This window comes from Phytopseudomonas daroniae (assembly GCF_004327275.1).
In the GTDB taxonomy this organism is placed as follows: Bacteria; Pseudomonadota; Gammaproteobacteria; order Pseudomonadales; family Pseudomonadaceae; genus Aquipseudomonas; species Aquipseudomonas daroniae.
Genome location: NZ_QJUJ01000002.1, coordinates 331797 through 349136 on the forward strand (window position 1 = coordinate 331797; position 17340 = coordinate 349136).

Annotated in this window: 15 protein-coding genes; 5 read left to right on the forward strand and 10 right to left on the reverse strand. The window is 55.4% G+C overall.

What is annotated here, in order from left to right; genetic code table 11:
• The first annotated feature begins 113 nt into the window (after positions 1-113).
• Positions 114-323: a helix-turn-helix transcriptional regulator gene (locus DNK10_RS06640; RefSeq protein ID WP_131190981.1), complete on the forward strand. Its 210-nt coding sequence runs from the start codon at positions 114-116 to the stop codon at positions 321-323.
• A 6-nt stretch (positions 324-329) separates the two neighbouring features.
• Positions 330-944 (forward strand): helix-turn-helix domain-containing protein, encoded by a 615-nt coding sequence (locus DNK10_RS06645; RefSeq protein WP_244216217.1) that lies wholly within the window; start codon positions 330-332, stop codon positions 942-944.
• Positions 945-1063: 119 nt separating this feature from the next.
• On the opposite strand, the gene DNK10_RS06650 is transcribed toward DNK10_RS06645, so the two are convergent.
• The 3 genes from DNK10_RS06650 to DNK10_RS06660 all read right to left on the reverse strand — a co-directional run bounded on the left by DNK10_RS06650 (position 1064) and on the right by DNK10_RS06660 (position 3058).
• Positions 1064-1555: a hypothetical protein gene (locus tag DNK10_RS06650; RefSeq protein ID WP_131190982.1), complete on the reverse strand. Its 492-nt coding sequence runs from the start codon at positions 1553-1555 to the stop codon at positions 1064-1066.
• A 430-nt stretch (positions 1556-1985) separates the two neighbouring features.
• Positions 1986-2306 carry a hypothetical protein gene (locus tag DNK10_RS06655; RefSeq protein WP_208738791.1) on the reverse strand — a complete coding sequence of 107 codons (321 nt, stop codon included), beginning with the start codon at positions 2304-2306 and terminating at the stop codon, positions 1986-1988.
• A gap of 83 nt (positions 2307-2389) precedes the next feature.
• Positions 2390-3058 (reverse strand): TraX family protein, encoded by a 669-nt coding sequence (locus tag DNK10_RS06660; protein ID WP_131190984.1) that lies wholly within the window; start codon positions 3056-3058, stop codon positions 2390-2392.
• Between the two features lie 709 nt (positions 3059-3767).
• Here DNK10_RS06660 and DNK10_RS06665 point away from each other — a divergent pair.
• Positions 3768-4343, forward strand: coding sequence for a hypothetical protein (locus DNK10_RS06665; RefSeq protein ID WP_131190985.1), 576 nt, complete (start codon positions 3768-3770; stop codon positions 4341-4343).
• A 31-nt stretch (positions 4344-4374) separates the two neighbouring features.
• Here DNK10_RS06665 and DNK10_RS06670 read toward each other — a convergent pair whose 3' ends face one another.
• Together DNK10_RS06670 and DNK10_RS06675 are read right to left on the reverse strand one after the other, a co-directional pair.
• Positions 4375-6747: a DotA/TraY family protein gene (locus DNK10_RS06670; RefSeq protein ID WP_131190986.1), complete on the reverse strand. Its 2373-nt coding sequence runs from the start codon at positions 6745-6747 to the stop codon at positions 4375-4377.
• Positions 6744-7214 carry a hypothetical protein gene (locus DNK10_RS06675; protein ID WP_131190987.1) on the reverse strand — a complete coding sequence of 157 codons (471 nt, stop codon included), beginning with the start codon at positions 7212-7214 and terminating at the stop codon, positions 6744-6746. Before DNK10_RS06675 ends, DNK10_RS06670 begins: the two co-directional genes overlap by 4 nt.
• Positions 7215-8348: 1134 nt before the next feature.
• Here DNK10_RS06675 and DNK10_RS06680 point away from each other — a divergent pair.
• Together DNK10_RS06680 and DNK10_RS06685 are read left to right on the forward strand one after the other, a co-directional pair.
• Positions 8349-8651, forward strand: coding sequence for a plasmid mobilization protein (locus DNK10_RS06680; RefSeq protein WP_131190988.1), 303 nt, complete (start codon positions 8349-8351; stop codon positions 8649-8651).
• A gap of 40 nt (positions 8652-8691) precedes the next feature.
• The gene (locus DNK10_RS06685) at positions 8692-10359 is read left to right on the forward strand and encodes a relaxase/mobilization nuclease domain-containing protein (RefSeq protein ID WP_165495955.1); all 1668 of its coding nucleotides are present in this window, start codon (positions 8692-8694) and stop codon (positions 10357-10359) included.
• Between the two features lie 1127 nt (positions 10360-11486).
• Here DNK10_RS06685 and DNK10_RS06690 read toward each other — a convergent pair.
• From DNK10_RS06690 to DNK10_RS06710, 5 genes are all read right to left on the reverse strand, one after another.
• Entirely contained in the window at positions 11487-12533 is a 1047-nt protein-coding gene (locus DNK10_RS06690; protein ID WP_131190990.1) for a S1 family peptidase, read from the reverse strand.
• 71 nt (positions 12534-12604) lie between these two features.
• A complete protein-coding gene (locus tag DNK10_RS06695; RefSeq protein ID WP_244216218.1) occupies positions 12605-13504 on the reverse strand; it encodes a DUF6685 family protein in 900 nt (299 codons plus the stop codon).
• A 545-nt stretch (positions 13505-14049) separates the two neighbouring features.
• On the reverse strand, positions 14050-14946 hold the full coding sequence (locus DNK10_RS06700) for an SDR family NAD(P)-dependent oxidoreductase (protein WP_131190991.1): 897 nt from the start codon (positions 14944-14946) through the stop codon (positions 14050-14052).
• A 125-nt stretch (positions 14947-15071) separates the two neighbouring features.
• A complete protein-coding gene (locus tag DNK10_RS06705; protein ID WP_208738792.1) occupies positions 15072-15956 on the reverse strand; it encodes an SDR family oxidoreductase in 885 nt (294 codons plus the stop codon).
• 225 nt (positions 15957-16181) lie between these two features.
• Positions 16182-17198, reverse strand: a complete 1017-nt coding sequence (locus DNK10_RS06710) for an aldo/keto reductase (RefSeq protein WP_131190992.1) — start codon at positions 17196-17198, stop codon at positions 16182-16184.
• Positions 17199-17340 lie beyond the last annotated feature (142 nt).

The window sequence follows — 17340 nt, forward strand, 5'->3', positions numbered from 1 at the left end:
CTCAGAGAGAGTTTTGGTATTTGCCCACCATTCCTGGCAATTGCCAAGACCTTCCTGTCGCCGTGCCATTCAATGCCTAGCCATTCCACACGGTATCAGGGAGTACCACCAGAATGGCACTGGCAATACCCGTCACACCCGCACTTCTACGCCTGCCTAGTGTTTGTGCACAGGTCGGCCTGAGCAAATCGCAGATATACCGACTCATCCGTGCTGGTGAGTTCCCTGCCCCTGTACGGCTTGGCCCGAACTCGGTTGCCTGGCCTGCAGAGCATGTGAGCGCATGGGTATGTGAAAAGATCGAGTCTTCGGCACACGAGTGACACCTCATGGCTAACTCATCAACCGAGAACCCCGCCCAGCAAGAGCTATGGGCTGCGCAAACCCAATGGTTTCATGTATTCAAGTCAATGATTGATCAGGGGGATATAGCAAAGATCGGTCCACACGCTTTCGCGGTTTATGCGGTCATAAAAGCACATACCAACTATGCCTCCGGGATGGCCTTCCCTGGAATTGACCTAATTTCCGCAAAGTCGGGAGTTAGCCCGGCTCAGATCAAGCGTGAACTGAAAGTGCTGGAGGCGGCGGGCTATATTACGAAGGAGAAGCATGGCCGGTCGAATCGCTACACGCTGCGCGAAAAAATTCAGGTCACTGACGAGCATGGCCGTCCGCAGGCCGTAGCAACATGGGATTATGTGCCGAGTAGTGTCCAACACGCCGTCGCTGATCTGAAGAACGTTCTCGTCACCGGCGACCTCGCAGGCACGAAGATCGTGCATATTGAGCGACTAAATCTGCAAATCAATTTGGGCGGGGAGAATACTCAGATAAATCTTGAGTCCCTGCTCACCGACCTGAACAAATTGCCCTCCAGCATTAGAGATAAGCTGCGCAGCAGGCTCGATGGTAGAAACGAGGTTATACACAGCTCAGACTGATACGTATCACGCTGAGCCGTTTTGACCAACAACGCAGCTCACCAAGAGCCCTATAACACCACAATAGAGCTCTGGCTGAGCCGCTAAAAAGAAAGATTAATGAATAAAAAGAAGAACGATCAGGAGAGCTTGAGCGCCGCCATCAGCTTGGAATAGGCCTGATCGCGCAGTGCCTTCTGACCGGAGAACCCGACGCTCAGTCGAGGGGTGTCGAAGTCGCCGGTGTTCACGTGAAGCAGGTACTTCATCTTTCCACCGTACGGGAGATCCTCCCACTCGGCACTGCGCGCGTCGTCGAAGCTGATGATCTTGCCGCCATCGAACTTGCCGAGCAGTAGCTGGCGCTTCTGCCTGTCGATCACCACGCCCGCATCCAAGTAGTTGGCGAAGTAATCAAGCGTCAGCCCTCGACGTTCTGCAACCTTGCGGTACTTCGCCTGAGAGCGCTTGGAATCCCAGACGCAGATACTGGCGAATGCCGCCAGAGCTGCGACGATGCCCAGAGCAGCTTGGAATTGGCCGCCGATCAGCGTGCCCAGAAGACCGATCCCGCCAATGATGAATAGCGGCACGCCAATGAATAGTTTCAGGAATAGCTTGAGCGCAGCCATTGTTCCTCCATCAGTGAAATTGTGGCTTCCCTGCCGCCTTCAGGGCTGCAGGGGCATCAATTTGCCATCATTTGGTCAGGCAGACCATCCCCTCCACCGCACTGCCTATCTCGGACATGCCCATCAGACCATGTCGATAGAGGCGGCGCGTTGCGCCGGAAAGGGGCAAGCTTCTCCCCCGATCCAACTTGGCCGGATTCATCTCCTCTTTGACAAAAAATTGCACCTTGATCACAAGAAGTGCTTGAGGTGCTGCCCGGTGATCAGCACGTGCTCAATGAGCACGGCCAACAAGATCAGGGTATGGAGCAGTTGGTTGAGCCTGTTCATGCGGATGCCCTCCAGGGCAAGTTGGTTGGAGGACACCCATTTAATGGGCACATTGTGCGTGCCAGAAGCACCTTTAGCTGTAGCGGGGGCTGCTACAGCATCAGTAGCTAAGGTGGGCTGGATACAGAGAACGGAGCCTCTCGATAGCCGCCATTACCTCTGGTGGCGGATTCATCGAAAGCTCCGTTGCGAGCAGTTGGCAGGCCTGGCGCCGCGCTTCGACGTGCCCCGTTGGCATCACGACGAAATTGAAGTCCAGCCCCGACATTTTTATGCGCGGTGCGATCAGCAGCTTGAAAGGTAGGCCAGCGAACTCGAAGCCAATCTCGGCCTGGCGCTGCACCTCGTCGATCACCGTCTCACTAACTCGCGCTGGGAGGAGGAAGCTACGATGGTGGCTATCGGTAGTTGGCTGGTTCATCAGTAGTGCACTCTGAACATTGGGAGGTCTCGGCTGCGCCTGACGCCGGTCGTATATCCGGTGGTGCTGATGGTGTACCTCACCTAACCGTGCAGGTTCATCATGTTCGCGATCAAGACGAATATCATCATGTGCGCTGGGTAATACACATACGTCCAGCGCCCGACTCTAGGTAGATGCGGTAGCTTCCAGGCAGCGCTGAGAAACACTAGGACAGAGAGCGATGAAAGGGCCGCCAGGATTGACTGCCAAATGCTTCCCCCCTGACAAAGTGCGGCGAGCGAAATGGGTAGCAGCCAGCGTCGCTGTGATCCCGACAGCGCGATCAAGAAGCCGCTAGGGAGCAGTACACCGAGAAGCCCATATTCAATGGGCAGAACCAGCGGGGTCGCAATGCCGACGGTGGCCAGGAGCACGCCATGCCAGTCCGGGATTCGCAACCCAGTCATCACCGCAATGCCGCAGGCGAGCGTGATCATGATGTTGCCCATATCCCTATCAGTCAGTGCATGGTACGGCCACTGGCTGACGGTCGCTGCCACAGCCAATAGGCCGAGCTGCCTCCATGTACTGCGACTGGGATCGCCCTGCCGCATGGTATGAGCAGCCATGACGGCGCACAGTGCGACGAAAGCGAATCGCCCTGGATATGACGCCCAAGACATTTCCGGCCAGACGAACCGGGTATGTCCGAGCGTCATCAGAGCGATTGCCATCCACTTGAGAAGATCTAGGCTAGAGTCTCGGCGCATTACATACCCGTCATGATGGTTTGGTAAAAATATAAAGTTTAATTATTTACTTTACAAGTCTAATGAAATGAATGAAACTGTCTATGGGGAGGTCTATCAACCTGTGCCTCACTTCAGCCAAATAGGGAGGGATGACCATGCTGCTGGCGGACTACACCACTCGATATGAACGGGGAACACTCCAGCTTTTTGTTCAAGATGCACTTTTGGATGGCCAGCCCTCTGTGGATTTGGTGGAGCTAAATTCTGGTGCTGCACTCATTCTCAGCTGGCCGGTGGGAGAGGGGTGCTATGAGGACGTAGCCTTACCCAAACTCGGTGGGCGGGAGGTGCTCTGCCTGGTTCGGTCTGGACTTGAGGTGGTCGACGCCGAGACGGGAAGAAAGGTGGCTGTTAAGCTCTTATAGGGTTTAACTTTCCACTTTAAATGTTCGAGGCGCTGCATGATTAGGCGGAGTGCGCAGGAGGCAAAGGTTTTGGAGGTGTCGGATGGCTAAGAAACGCACAGAGACCATGGCGACACTCGAGCAATCGAAAGATCAGAGTCTGGTTAGGACTGGATTTACATTGCCCCAATGGCTTCTCATTGAGCTTGAAGATGAAGCACGGGCGAACAAGCGAGCTGGCCGTGAGCCAAAATCGGTAAGCGCCATTATTCGCGACGCTCTTGAGCTGCGTCGCAATCAGAACAGGTAGGGAAGGCATAGCCATGAACACGACCACCATAAGCACATTCCGTGCAGAGTCACTGGTGAACGCGTTGTGCAACCTCAGCTTGCGTTGGTCGCCGGTTGTGGCGGCACTTTTCATGTGGTCGATATGGCATGCGTATGAGCGCGCGGGAACAGCGAATAACGCTGGCCTGTTCGACCTGTTGCTGGGAGCACTGATAATGGCCCTGTCCTTGCCTGGCGTGTTTGCTGGGGCGCGGGAGTGGCGACTCCTCATAAACGTAACCCTCGCGTTCGTTGGTCTCAACATACTTGCCATCGGATTGTTCGAGACGAAAACGCTAGCGGGCCTTTTCAGCTACGCAGGTAAGGAGATCGCCTGGTACGTCGGTGATGCGGCTAGCCATTTGAGTGAGTCCGTTTTACTGGGTACTGCCGTCTTTGTGGGCGGATATGTTTTGCTAGCAGGTCTTTTTTGTCTTGCTGCCATGTTCTTCTGGCATGGGGCTTTCCAGGGCGAAGGCTACGAAGGCCGGCGTTTTGCGCTCCGTATGGTCTACATCGTCATCGTTCTTGGATTGGTCAACCAACCAATCCTAGGACTGCTGTTCTAAGAAGAAGCGCCCCTCGGGGCGCTTTTTTCGTTCACGACAGTGTGCCGCGTGGCCGTCCCCCTCCATCGCCACTGCCTCCCTCGGGCTTCCCGGGGCTCACAGACATGGAGGTGCGCCCGACTCGGGATGCAGCCGCCTCACCCTTGGAGCTGAAGATGGCTAGGTTGCTGCGGGCCTTCTCTTCGTTGGAGCTGTCGCCGGTGACCTCCTGGCCGCCGTTCACCCAGCGAAGACCTCGCTCAAATAGCTCGGCAGGCAACCCATAGATACGGACGAGAACCGTATAGGCAAAAATCGCGATGACCACCATCGAGCCAACGTAGATATACAGCAGTGCGAAGCCGCTGATTACTACGCCCTGTATGTAGTCGATTAACCAGGAGACCAGGTAGCTGACCGGTTTGAGTGCGAGGAAGATCGCGAAGAAGCCAGCAACCCTGAGGATGGGATTTAGGTACAGGCCGATCATCAGCATGTAGCCTTGCCTCGTATGCTCCGTGCCCCAGCCCTCGCGCTCAGCCGTACCGTGCGCGGCCAACCACATGGGCGACACGATTAGGCACTCAATGAAAAAGAGCATCCAGGATATGACGCCCATGAACCACAGAATCATAGGAATCGTGGGCAGTACAATACCTAGAAGAAACCCGACAACAACGAGGGCGATCAGTAGGGTGTCGAGCATTTCAGAAACAGCTCCAAGAATCCTAATGGCCCCTTTGGACGCTCCTGAGGCCGCCGTTGCAATACCCTTGGCAGCCCAACCTAGTGGATTATATTTGGAAAAGCTGTTGGCCTCATTTGTGACGCTATTGTCGATGGCCTCGAGATAACCCTGGGTCATGCTCACAGCAATAATCTTTGACCAGAAGGCGCTTTCTGCGAAAGTGCCTGTTGCTGATCCAAAGTACTGCAGATTAATGACAAGGTCGTCGGGCGAATTCTTAAATAAAACTGAGCGTATCGACCAAGCGAACACTTGGTAGACCTTCTTTTTGATTCCATCAATTAATCCGCTACCCTCTGCACCGGAATCTGCGATTGCGGACAGACTGGGGATTGGTCCCTCAGGACTACCATTATCGACTGAGCCATAAGTCGCTGCGGCTTTTTTCAATCCCCGGATGCGAGAGGACACTTCAGTGAGGCGTTGATCTTTAATCCAGTCCTCGTCGAGATTAGGTTCAGAAAAAATTGGAATGAGAGAGGCGGAAAGCTTATTTATTTCGGACTGGGCAGTATTGATCTGCCAAAATATCGTTCCGAGGGCTGGCCAGCCGATTTTGATGGTTTGCTCACGCCATGATTCGCCACTGTTCTTTGCATCATTGAGCTGGTTGACTGTCTGCGCCATGATGCTCTGCAGGTGTGCATCATAATCATTAATCAGATCGGCTAGTTGATATGCTGCAGTGTTGATCTTGCCATTAAGCTCCATGACAGCGCGCTCATAATTGCTCTGCGCAGACTGGCCGGAAACCTGCATCTGACGCAATGCACTCTCATCACTCAGGATGAGGGCGGCAATTTCGGCTACACGAGGCTGAAACGTCTTAATTATCTCGAATTGTTTACCTGCAATGATCTCCGGGCCAGCATAAGCGGCCGTCGTTTTGCCTTGATCTGCATCGAAACGGCTATTGGGGGTGGTGATCCTAGAGGGTGCCACCATCGAGTATGCGATCGCTCCGCAATAACCTAGTCGGAGATCGTTTTTGTTGTAGTGCCACGTGTTGCTTTCGTCGTAGTCGTATGAGACCCCCGTGGTGTAGTTGCCATCGCGTAGCTCGCTGAATTGATGGGGCCTGATGGTTTCTCGGCGGGTGTAGCTGTTGATGTATTGACGACAGACCTCGGCTTCGAGCCATGACAAGATCGCATCGCGTGAGCTGGGAAGCAGACCTGGACGGTAGGCGCCGAAGTCGTAGAGATAGTCCAGCCCCGCCCGCATCACCAAGTTACCGTGGGCACTGCCTTTCTCAGCAACGGTGATCACACCGTACTGGAGGGTGCTGTAACCGCTGGTGAGTGGAATCAGCAGAATGGTTGCAACGCCTATCCTGATTGGCATCCAAAAGCTGGAGATGACCTGACCACCTGGTACGCCCTTGTTCGCTGTATGAATGACGAATGCGGCCCCTCCTGCCACCGCTAGCCAGCCCATTACGATCAACGCGATACCGTTCAGGAATAGTGCGACGGCAGATAACAGGGATTTATTTCCCCAGATCGGCGTATCGGTTCCAAACGAAACCCAGTTAATTACCTTCTGACCGAAGTCGTCGCCGTAGCTTGCTGTCTGGATTTGTTGCACTACGGCAGGTAGGTCCTCGGCAGCTGCTGAGAGACTCAGCATGACCAGGACACACAAAACTAAGCAGCGGGTTGAAGCTGGCACGATCATTTCGCCTCCCTGCGCCTGTTGATGATCTCCTCGTTGATGAGGCTGTACGAGAGATGGCTCAGCCGGAGGCGCACCATCGCGAAGAACGCGAGGGGAATACCGCTGAAGAGCCAGACGTTGAGGTAGACGTCGAATCGCACCAGTGCCGCTGTGCCTTTGATGATATTAAGCGCTGCCCAGAGTAGGCATGCCCCCATCAAAACAATCAGAAAGCCGTGGCTCAACTTTGAACGCTCTAGATCCTGCATTGAGATCGTGTCGAGCATTACGGTCTCGCTCAGTCGAGAGCGCTCCTGCTGCCATACGTGCCGCAAAAGCGGAGCTGAGAGCCGATGACGCAGGATCGCGCCTTGGCGTTTCCACGCCTCGGCGCCAGCGATGAGCCGGAAGATCTTTCGTGTCTTCACAAATCGTTTGGGCTGAGCCTGGGATTGCGCTTCTTCCTCGCGGAGATTCTTACTGTCCATCACTAGCCTCCTCGGCTACCAAATGCCAAGCGCCCGCATAGCCGAGAGACAGCATTCCGCCGAACGCCAGCATCAAACACAGCAGTGGCTGAAACAGAGCGAGCACAGCCGAAAAAAGCATGCACGTGGCAGCAACTGCCACTCCCGCTTCAGCGCGTGTGTTGATGCGCTCACGTAGCGTCGCTATTTCGGTAGGCGAGGCAGTTTTCGACTGCGTCTGCACTTGGCGCCGAAGGTCCGGAGCGATCTCGTTAGCGATACTGAGTCTCGATCCGAAGCGCCGGACACGTGCAGTGAGCTGAGTGATTTTCATGCCTCACCCCCAACCTGTTTGCGTGGCCGTCCAGGGCCACGCTTTTGTGGCTGAGCTGGCCGTCGCAGGTATGTGCGCGCAGTCCTCAGATTGATCTCGACACCCGCGGCGGTAGCGATTCGCGACAGAGCCTCGTCTGCAGCCCAGCCGCGCGAAATCAGCGACTGAATTCGCTCTCGATGTTGATCAACAAACTCACGAAAACTCTGTGGTGCTCGTGGTGGCGGCGGGCAGCTCTCCAGCATGTCGAGTTCTGCCATCGCTGCCTCAAAGTTAAATCCACTAGATAAAATATCCATATATGAGAAAACCATTAGTTGCCTGCGGTGGAGCAACTAGTAACCCCTCCAAAACTTTGCGTCAATAAGCATCGGCAAATAAAATCGCATTTACTAGATAGCGTATGTCTTTATCTAGTAAATAAGTTTTAATTGCTACACATCGTAGCAGTACATGGATTTGCACGGTCTTGACACATGACCTGCATTAGTCCTAAAAAACGGTGCAATCCTGTTAGTTCTCACAGGATAACGCTGCGTAAAACGCAGCGGCGCCACGCACGCTGCGCGTGCTGGCAAAAAATAAAAGCGTGGCATTACGTGGCACAAACAGCCACCGAATGCCATATAGCGCCATGTATCACATGCTGCACTGATTTATATGGCTTTGAGTTCGTGGCACGAAATGCCACGAATAGCCACAAAAGGCCGTGTATCACATGCTGAACTAATTATTAAAAGCTCTTTCGTGGCTTTTCGTGCCACGTAACGCCACGAGTGGCCATATATGCCACAAGGCGCCACATCGACCGCGAGGCATATATGCGCGAATTAGAACGGCGAACACGAATCGTAAATTTTCGTGTGAACTCGTCAGAGTTTGAGTTGATTGAGCAACGAGCCACGCAGTATCAGACGTCAATCAGTGATCTTGCCCGCGCGGCCACCCTACAACGCCGCGAGCCGCGTGAGTCGAGTCTTGTGCGCCAAGAACTCCAGCGCCTCAGCGCACTGCTGATCCACGCGTACAGCGGCCAGCAGCAACTGCCAGAACTCTCAGTTGTGCTACAGCGTCTGGCGGCGATTGAGCGACTGTCCAGGAGGACGGGTGACCATGATCGGTAAGCGGATAAAAGCTAGGCTGAGTCAGTCCCCTGGCAGGGCCATGGCCCTGTCGCTGTACGCCACCAGCCAATCGCCAAAGCACCTAATCCGCAAGCTCGATGATGACATCCAACAAACGAGCCGTGATCTCGCTGCCGCTATTACGACCAAAAGGTTTGGAGATGCGGCTGCCCTAGATCGGAAGCTTGAGCGGCTCAATTCATACAAACTCGCAATTCGCGATGGCTCTGATCGTGCATCTGCGCTGTCGAGGTATGCCGCACGTCTGCGCGACGGAGATAGCCATGAACTGGTCCAGATCGGTAACTGTGTCGGGTGGCTCGTAGACGAGGGAGCTGTATTCCACAGCGGCGTGATCTGCCCAGAGACGGCGCACCTCGACCTGGCCGACTATGCAACGCGAACTAGGCGCGGGGGAAACCCGATCGAACACTGGGTTTTCAGCTGGCCTGCAAATGAAAAACCTGCACCCCTGGCAGCGCTCGCCGCAGCTCAGCGCGCAATCGAGTTGATCGGCGTCCCTGCGGATTGCCCACGCACATTGGGTGTTCACGACGATACGGACAACCTGCACGTCCATGTCGTGCTGTCCCGTTACCGCCCAGCTTTTCACTCGACCTGGAGCACGGGGCGGTTGTTAGACAAAATGCACGCTGCTTGCCGGCAGGTTGAGATTGAGCAAGGATTTGAGCACGACAATGGCAACTATGTGGTTGCCGAAAATGGCGATGGAACAAAGGTGGTGATCCGTCGCAGCGCTGTAGCTGCAGCCTCACTCTCGGCCGAGGCCGCTCGCGTGCAGGCCTACTCTGGGGCGGAGAGTCTGGAGTCATTTGCGAAACGGATGAGGCCTGCTCTGCAACGTTGCCTCGATGCATCCAGTGGCTGGGATCGGCTACACGAAGCGCTCGCATTAGGGTTTGGGCTAGGCCTACGCAGACACGGCGCGGGGTTGGTCATCGTTGATCTGAAAGTGCCAACTGGGGCAGCAACGAAAGCCTCCCATGGCGGCCTCTCAGCCCCGAGAGTGATTGAGCAGTTGGGGGAGTGGCGCCAACACAGCAAAGGCATCGAGCACATTCGAGACCTTGCAAAGTCCGGAATCGCACCATACTCGCCACCTGCACCTGCACCTGCACCTGCACCTGCACCTGCACCTGCACCTGCACCTGCACCTGCACCTGCACCTGCACCTGCACCTGCCGACGAGGTTGCTGCCGCAGAGGAGCAGCGCAACCTGTATCGACGTCGCAAGTCTAGGGAAGAGGAGAACCTCGCGCTACGTCGCCGCCGCATCCTAGACACAGAGGAGCGAGACCGGCGCAACGTGCTGCGCTACGCCTTTTACGCAGAGATTGATGTTCGCGTATCCGTGATCCTGCTGCCTCAGCTGCGACACCTGGAGGCTGTCGAGTATGGTAGCCATGTTGAGTACCATCGCGGCGACGAGGCGCTGCTGGTCGACTGGGGAGGCAGTGTCGACGTAATGTCCGAGATCGAATCCGACATTGATGATGCGATTACCCTTCTACTCGCGAAACAGCCAAAGCTAGCGAGCCTGGGCATAGCAATCGCTGGTACGAGCACGTTTGTAGAGGCAGCTACGCGGGCCTTGGGACAGCGCGGAATTGCTGTCCGAAACGCAGGTTTCGAGCTCATGCCTCCTGTTCCCTTAAAGACAAGCTCTGCCAAATCACCAAGGTTCTAGCTAGGCGTGCTCACAAAACAATGGGTAGCTATGTACCAGATTGGCAATTACAATCTGCAACTGGCCGAAGCACGTCGGCCTGCCCGTCCGCACTGGCGAAGCTGTATCAGCATCGTGTGATTCATCTTGCGAGCCAGGTTGCCTTTCAATGGTAAGCCGTGTGTCTCGGTGTGCGGACGCATCGACAGTCACCGGCAAATCGTTGGAGGTCATCATGGCAACAGTTTTTCCTCGTGCTCAACTAGAGCACTTCAAGCGCCAAGCCAAGCAGCTTTGCCGTCTCGACATTAGCCTAACTCACAGCGCGGCTCTTGACCGCATCGCAGCTCAACACGGCTACAGCAGCTGGTCGCTCTTGCATAAACACAGCGATTGCGGTGATCTGAGAGCAGGCCAACATCCGATCAGGACTACCTCCCTTCCATTGATGTTTCGACGTACTCTCGAGGAAATGCGGCAGGCTCTTCGCAAGCTCCCTGAGAGGTCTAGTAGCACGCACCCTCTCACAGCAGAGGCACGTGCCCAGACGGAAGACATTGGGGACAAATTCGTTTCGGCTGCAAACGCAGTGGAGTATTCGATTGCCTACATGGGCAGCCTATTGTCTATGCCGCGGTTCTATATCAATGCATCGTCTCGTGCCAACTGGGAGATGCGGTGTTGGTTGCCGTATTGCATTCACCCCATTGCGGATGATGATGATCTCGCCAAGGGACAGATATTGGTCAATCGTCGCTACAAACCGGTCGGACTGACTTCTGGCGAGTGGGTTGACTACAGGGCTCATACAACGTCTCACTTGAACCTGAATACCTCGCAGCTCAGAAACATAACAGGCAACAGGTGTAGCCAAGGATATTTGTTCCATGATGGTTCGTGCCCATGGCATTCACGCAAGCTCGCCGAAGTCTACCTGGAGCGACTTCAGGTCTTGCAGGTCATGTTGAGGGGATGATTTCGAGCCTTGTGGCCCATCGCGTAGTGATGGGCCACAAGGTCACTTTGCAGATACTGAAGCGTTTTCCACTCTCAGCCCTGTTGTTGCGATCATCGGTCTAATGAGCATTGACTCATTCACTTACCGAAAGTTGTGAGTTGTTTTCTCTTTCACCAAATACCATAGGAAATCATGACGCGAAACCCATGAAATCCTCAGTACCGATCCGATTCGCGATTCTTCTGATTTCCCTAGGTTGGCCAAGCATGTTGGCAGCTGTTTCAGCATCCTCTCTCGAAGCGTGAATGCTGATGGGCGTGTGAGAATTTTCTACGAAAACGCCCCAACACAAACGCCAGCCAGGATTATCCTTGTCCAAAGTTGTCACTAGTCGCTCAATATCTGGGGTCAATCCGAAATATGCGGCGTACCCCACTCCAACAGAGCCAGGCTCAGCTCGTAACGAACGGCTCACCATGCCAACTACTTCGCCATCGCGGTTGAAAACTGGACCGCCACTCATTCCTGATGGCCAGTCACTTTCCACAACAAATACGGGCGTCTTATTCGAACTGCTAGTCCCGTCAGGAAGAATGTCAATGATTCGCCCATAGGCGCCAAACATGCCTTCAGTTAGCAGCGCTTGTTGCGTCGATTCGTCCACCTCAGACAAGTCTAACTCTGGAAATCCAACGGCTAGCACAATCTCTCCTGTCTGAGGAGTCCATCCACTAAAGCGGATAGGTAAGGTTTGCGGGGGCCTCACACCGGGGCCAAGCCGCGCCGCCTTCAACGAGGCAACGTCTATGGCAGGCTTTCTCGTTGACTCACCTCTCAATGCAGCCAATGGATCATCAGTCTCAGTCATCGGAACGCAAGCTCCAGCAGCTGGGACGAAGCAATCTGGCGGGATACGCACTGTTCCGAAGACGACGGCATGCATGCTTAGGAACAGGATAGGCCGGCTAGGTACCCCCTGCTCGATAAAGTCAATCACGTGGTACGCCGTCAGAAAGCTGCAGAACCCATCGACATGAAACGCTGTTCCAAGGCCGTAAATCCTACCTTCAAGGTCTTGACGAAAGACCGGAACAATTGCATTCCGAAGCCCAAACGGATCGTGAATTTCAAATGGCGAAAAGGGCTTTCCTTGAGTTGGCTCGTATCTGCAAACACGGTGTTCCTCATCAAGAAGAGCCTCGCAGGTACGAACGCTGAATGGTTCAAACTCTTCCATGCGTATTGCCTTCTCCTATGTCCGTCTCGTCACTACCATACTGCCCGCAAGAAATTTTACCGAGGCTTTGACTACCTTGGCAGATTCTTTAAGTACAGGCCCAAGTCTAGGAAGCCAGCACAATGCAAGATCTCCGAGACCTTGGCCGAGCGCTTTTCAGCTTTTGGCAGGAAGACAGCGTGCTGCTCGTAGTACGGTCGTGGTAGCTCTTGCACGAAGTAGCTGGCTTGGAACCTTCTCATCGCATTGTGAAAGGCGTTTTGATGCTCGGCTTTCGAGGACAGCACGAAAATGTCGAAATCGCGCCTCAGGCTCGCTAGGGCCATCTCATTGAGCCCATAAACTCGATACCTCCCCGTAAGCGGTACCTGCGCGTCAATACGAGTAGCAATGTACTTGGCCGCAGCAAAGTGATGCGAGCCCCCGCTGTTCATTAGGAATACCCGACCATCCCACGCCCACGTTGCAAAGAAATCATGATCCTTTCGACTTATGATTCGGATTTCGTCCCAAGACAGGTGTTCCGCAAGCCTATCTGGGGTTATTTCCGTGATCAGCTCCTTAGAATTGCGCTCAACCATTTCGTCCATGTTCCTGAATCGGCGAAGGTCGGACTTTGACGCGGCGAAGCCGTCAACATCTTGGATATCGCACGTCCAACTCTGGAGCTCATGTACAACCCGCAGATTGGCTAAGTCATCACGCCGGATGACAGTGTGCCCGTAGTTTCCGTAGGAGCCAGGAGAATAGGTCCAGCCACACAAGCGGCCCGGACTGGACCAGCTGCGACCTAAGGACAGCTCACCGAACTCATCCCATTTCACTACCTCGTCCGCCGAAATCCCCTTCTTATGCTCAACCAACGGCATGTTCAGGCCCGGTACCTGGTTAACTAGGTTGATCACTGACGCGGGATACCCAAGGTCTTCGCAAATCGAATTAAAGACGAACTTTGCCGCCTGCTTCCACATACGTCTGCTCACTGATAGATGAGGGAAGGCCCTAGGATGCATCCACTGACTGACTCCAGGCAAACTGACATCAAGAAATACCGATCAAGTCAGCTACCTTGGAGCAGATGAGGCAAGAATAAGCCTCAAGCCTTATGCTATGGATTGATATCGTTCAGCTTTAGGCCGATCCGCGAAAGGCTCTCTCTGTGTGTATGAGTACCTTTTTGAGTGCCTTGGAAAAATAGATTTCCTGATAGAGTCCCATTAATATGGCTATGAGTGGCTCAGATTCGACTCCTGTCTCCGCACCAGTAAAATCAAAGGCTTGCAGTGGATTTTCCATGACAGTGACTGGCATGGCTGCACGTTGACAGTAATGAAAGCCCCGTCAGTACCTCTGCGCGGGGCTTTTTTGTGCATGCTGTGAAATGCCTGTCGAGTTCTATGTGGAACTATGAGGCATACCTTTGCGGCATCCTTGAGCAGGCACTGCAGTCCGGACTATCCAGGCGGCGACGCTGGCGTTTTCAGTATCTCCAATATGAAGCAGTGATGAGCGGTGATTAGGTAATCGTGGTTCCCGTGATGCCGGCCAGATAGTGCATCAGGCGATCTTGCACCTCCACTCGTTGGGCAGCGGGATGCATGGACTGAAGCTTTTGATGATGAAAGTTCCGGCCCGTCACCTGCGCGGCGTCATCATTGCTTACCGCCAGCCATGCCTGGGTGGATGCCCCTTTTGCCAGGTCACCCGGTGCAAAGATACCTCCGCCCCTGGTGGGCACCCAGCCGGGATCAACCGCGTTACTCAATACTTGCGGCCAGCGGCGAGCAACAGCCAGCGCTAGAAGCACGTTGTGCAACTTGCTGTCGCAATAGGCCTGCGTTTCATTCCAGCGACGCGTTTCCCATTGGAGATCCTCGAGGCTGGGGTCGCCTCGATTGTGCATGCTGGAAGTGAGATAGATAAGCCGATCCGGCCGATGGATCAGCGCTGTCAGAAGATACGGGGTAACGACGTTGATGGCGAAAAGCTGCGACAGTCCATCGTTTGTCTCGATTCGACGCTTTGACAAGCGATCTCCAAGGCCGACGTTGTGGATGACCGCATCGAAGCGGCCGAGCGCGTTCACCTGTTCCGCAACGGAGCGCATGCCCGCCAAGGTAGCGACATCACCGATGACCACCGCCTCACAAGCCGCAAGCGCGGATTTCGTCTGCTCGGCTCGTACCGCATTGCGCGCATGGAGAACAACGCGATGCCCTTGTTCGGCTAGCGCCTGACCGGCAAGCAAGCCGAGGCCACTTGAAGAGCCCGTTATGAATACCCGTGCTTTCGGCAATACCCGTGCTTTCGGCGTGGCCCTGGTGATAACAGGCGCCGCGATTGTAGCCACGCCAATGGCCGCAGCGATCAGGATATGGCGCCTGGAAAGGCCGATTTTGTCCACATGCCGCATGACGTCTCCATACACATTGGCCAACGTTCCAGCTACGGCCCGCTGCCGTTATCGAAGTGACTGAGCCAAGGACACCCTTGGCGCTGAGTGTGGCGCTTTCTTTGTCGCAGGGGAGGGGCTACCCGTCAGGCGTTGAACCCTGCATCCACCGTGACGACGGAACCAGTCATGAAGCTGGCGGCAGGGCTTGCAAGGAAGGTCACGGCAGCAGCTATATCGGCCGGCGAACCGTAACGGCCGAGTGCAGTCAGGCTGCGATTGACATCGGCCCAGTCACCATCAGCGGGGTTTTGGTCTGTGTCGATCGGCCCTGGTTGAACCAGATTCACTGTGATGCCCTGAGGGCCGAGCTCGCGAGCGAGCCCCCGTGTGAAGGCCAGGAGCGCCGACTTGGTCATCGAGTACACCGTCAGGCCCGGGAAGGGGACACGCTCGGCAACGCATGAACCAATGGTGATAATGCGACCGCCTTGCTTGAGATGCGCGATGGCCGCCTGCGCGGCCAGAACGGCCGCACGTGTATTCACGTTCAGAAGTGCATCGATATCGGCGAGGCTCATGCTCGCAAACGCGCCGTCACGGGAGATTCCGACGTTGTTGACGAGAATGTCGAGACCACCCAGTTTTCCGGCCGCTTCTTCGACCGAGCTTTTTACGGCGTCCGGGTCGGCACTGTCGGCTCGGATGGCGAAGCCGCGTCGGCCTTTTGCTTCAATTGCCCGGACAACCTCGGTCGCCTGATTGGCTGAGTGCAAATAGGTGATGACCACGTCCGCGCCTTTATCCGCGAGTGCCAATGCGATTCCGGCACCGATGCCGCGCGACGCCCCCGTCACCAGTACGCGCTTGCCAACTAACGTCTCCAGGTTTTCATCCCTCCCGCCACGCCCGGTATCGCGTGTCTCCCCGGCCGTGCTGGCGATGGCCGACGCAGCGACCGCAGCGGTGCTGGCGGCCGCGCCGATCAGGATGCGGCGCCTGGTGATCCCAAAACTATCCTCATGCTGCATAACGCTCTCCTTACACTGGTCGGTTTTTAGCTTGCTGCGATGTATGTTTTGGGCTGCCAATGGAACCGTTATCTGCTGGTTCATTTGCACCACGGTCACAATCCGGAGGCGACACGCCACCAATAGAGACGCCCGAGAAGTGCGCTCCTTCAATCCGCTGAAAAGAGCCCAGCTACTAGGTTGATTCGCAAGAACCGCAGGTCTTGTCGATTCAGGTGATCTCAGTCAGGAGTACCGTTCGCTCGAACGATCCAGAAGCCAGCCGGGGTACTCGACTGGCAGTTTGCTGACCGAGTCGAGCGTGGAGAGATCGGTGTCGTCCAGGTGAATGCTGGTCGCCTGCACGTTCTGCGAAAGTTGCTCGACGCTCTTCGCACCAAGGATGACCGTCGTCACCACCGGCTGATGCAAAAGCCACGCGATGGCGATCTGACCCACAGTGGCGTCATGCCTGTGTGCAATGGCTCTCAGCGCCTCTATCAGCGGCTCGCCGCGGCGACGGTCGATTGGCGGAAAGTCCAGTTCCTCCAACCTGCCACCAACGCCGTCGCTCACCGCGGAATATTTTCCTGTCAGGTAACCGCCTGCCAGAGGGCTCCAGACCATGAGACCAACCTGCTCGGAGCCCAGCATTGGGATGATCTCCCGCTCGATATCGCGGCCCACCAGTGTGTAGTAGGCCTGCAAGGAAATGATCGGCGCGAGATTCCGTGCTTTACCTATCCCCAGCGCCTTCATGACCTGCCAGGCGGCCCAGTTCGACAGACCGACGTAGCGGACATCGCCGACGCGGACAAGCGTGTCGAGCGCCTCCAATGTTTCCTCGATCGGCGTTGCTGGATCGAATGCGTGGATCTGGTAAAGGTCGATATGGTCGAGGCCTAGCCGGCGCATGCTCACACGGCACTGGCTCAGGAGGTGGCGGCGGGAAGTGCCACGCATGTTCGGCCCCTCACCCACAGCAGAGGCCGCCTTGGTGGCAATGATGACATCGTCCCTCGGCACACCGAGGTTGCGCAGGGCCTGACCGAGCATGGTTTCGCTGCGACCATCGGCATAGACATTCGCCGTGTCGAAGGTATTGATGCCTGCATCTAGAGCTGCACCAACGAGTGCATCGGCTTCATCCTGTCCGAGCTTGCCGACTTGTCCCCATAGGCCGTCGGTGCCTCCGAATGTCATCGCACCAAAGCACAGTTCGGATACGAACAGTCCGCTATTGCCGAGCTTGCGCATGCGCATTGCCTGTTCTCCAAGAAACTCACGCTGACGGCGGATGGCCAAATATTGGGGGAAGCTTGGTGTTCGAGCTTCTGCCCTCTCTGACGAAAGAAGGTACGCCTTGGACTGAGCATCTAGAAGGCCGCAATTTCGACATGACTGA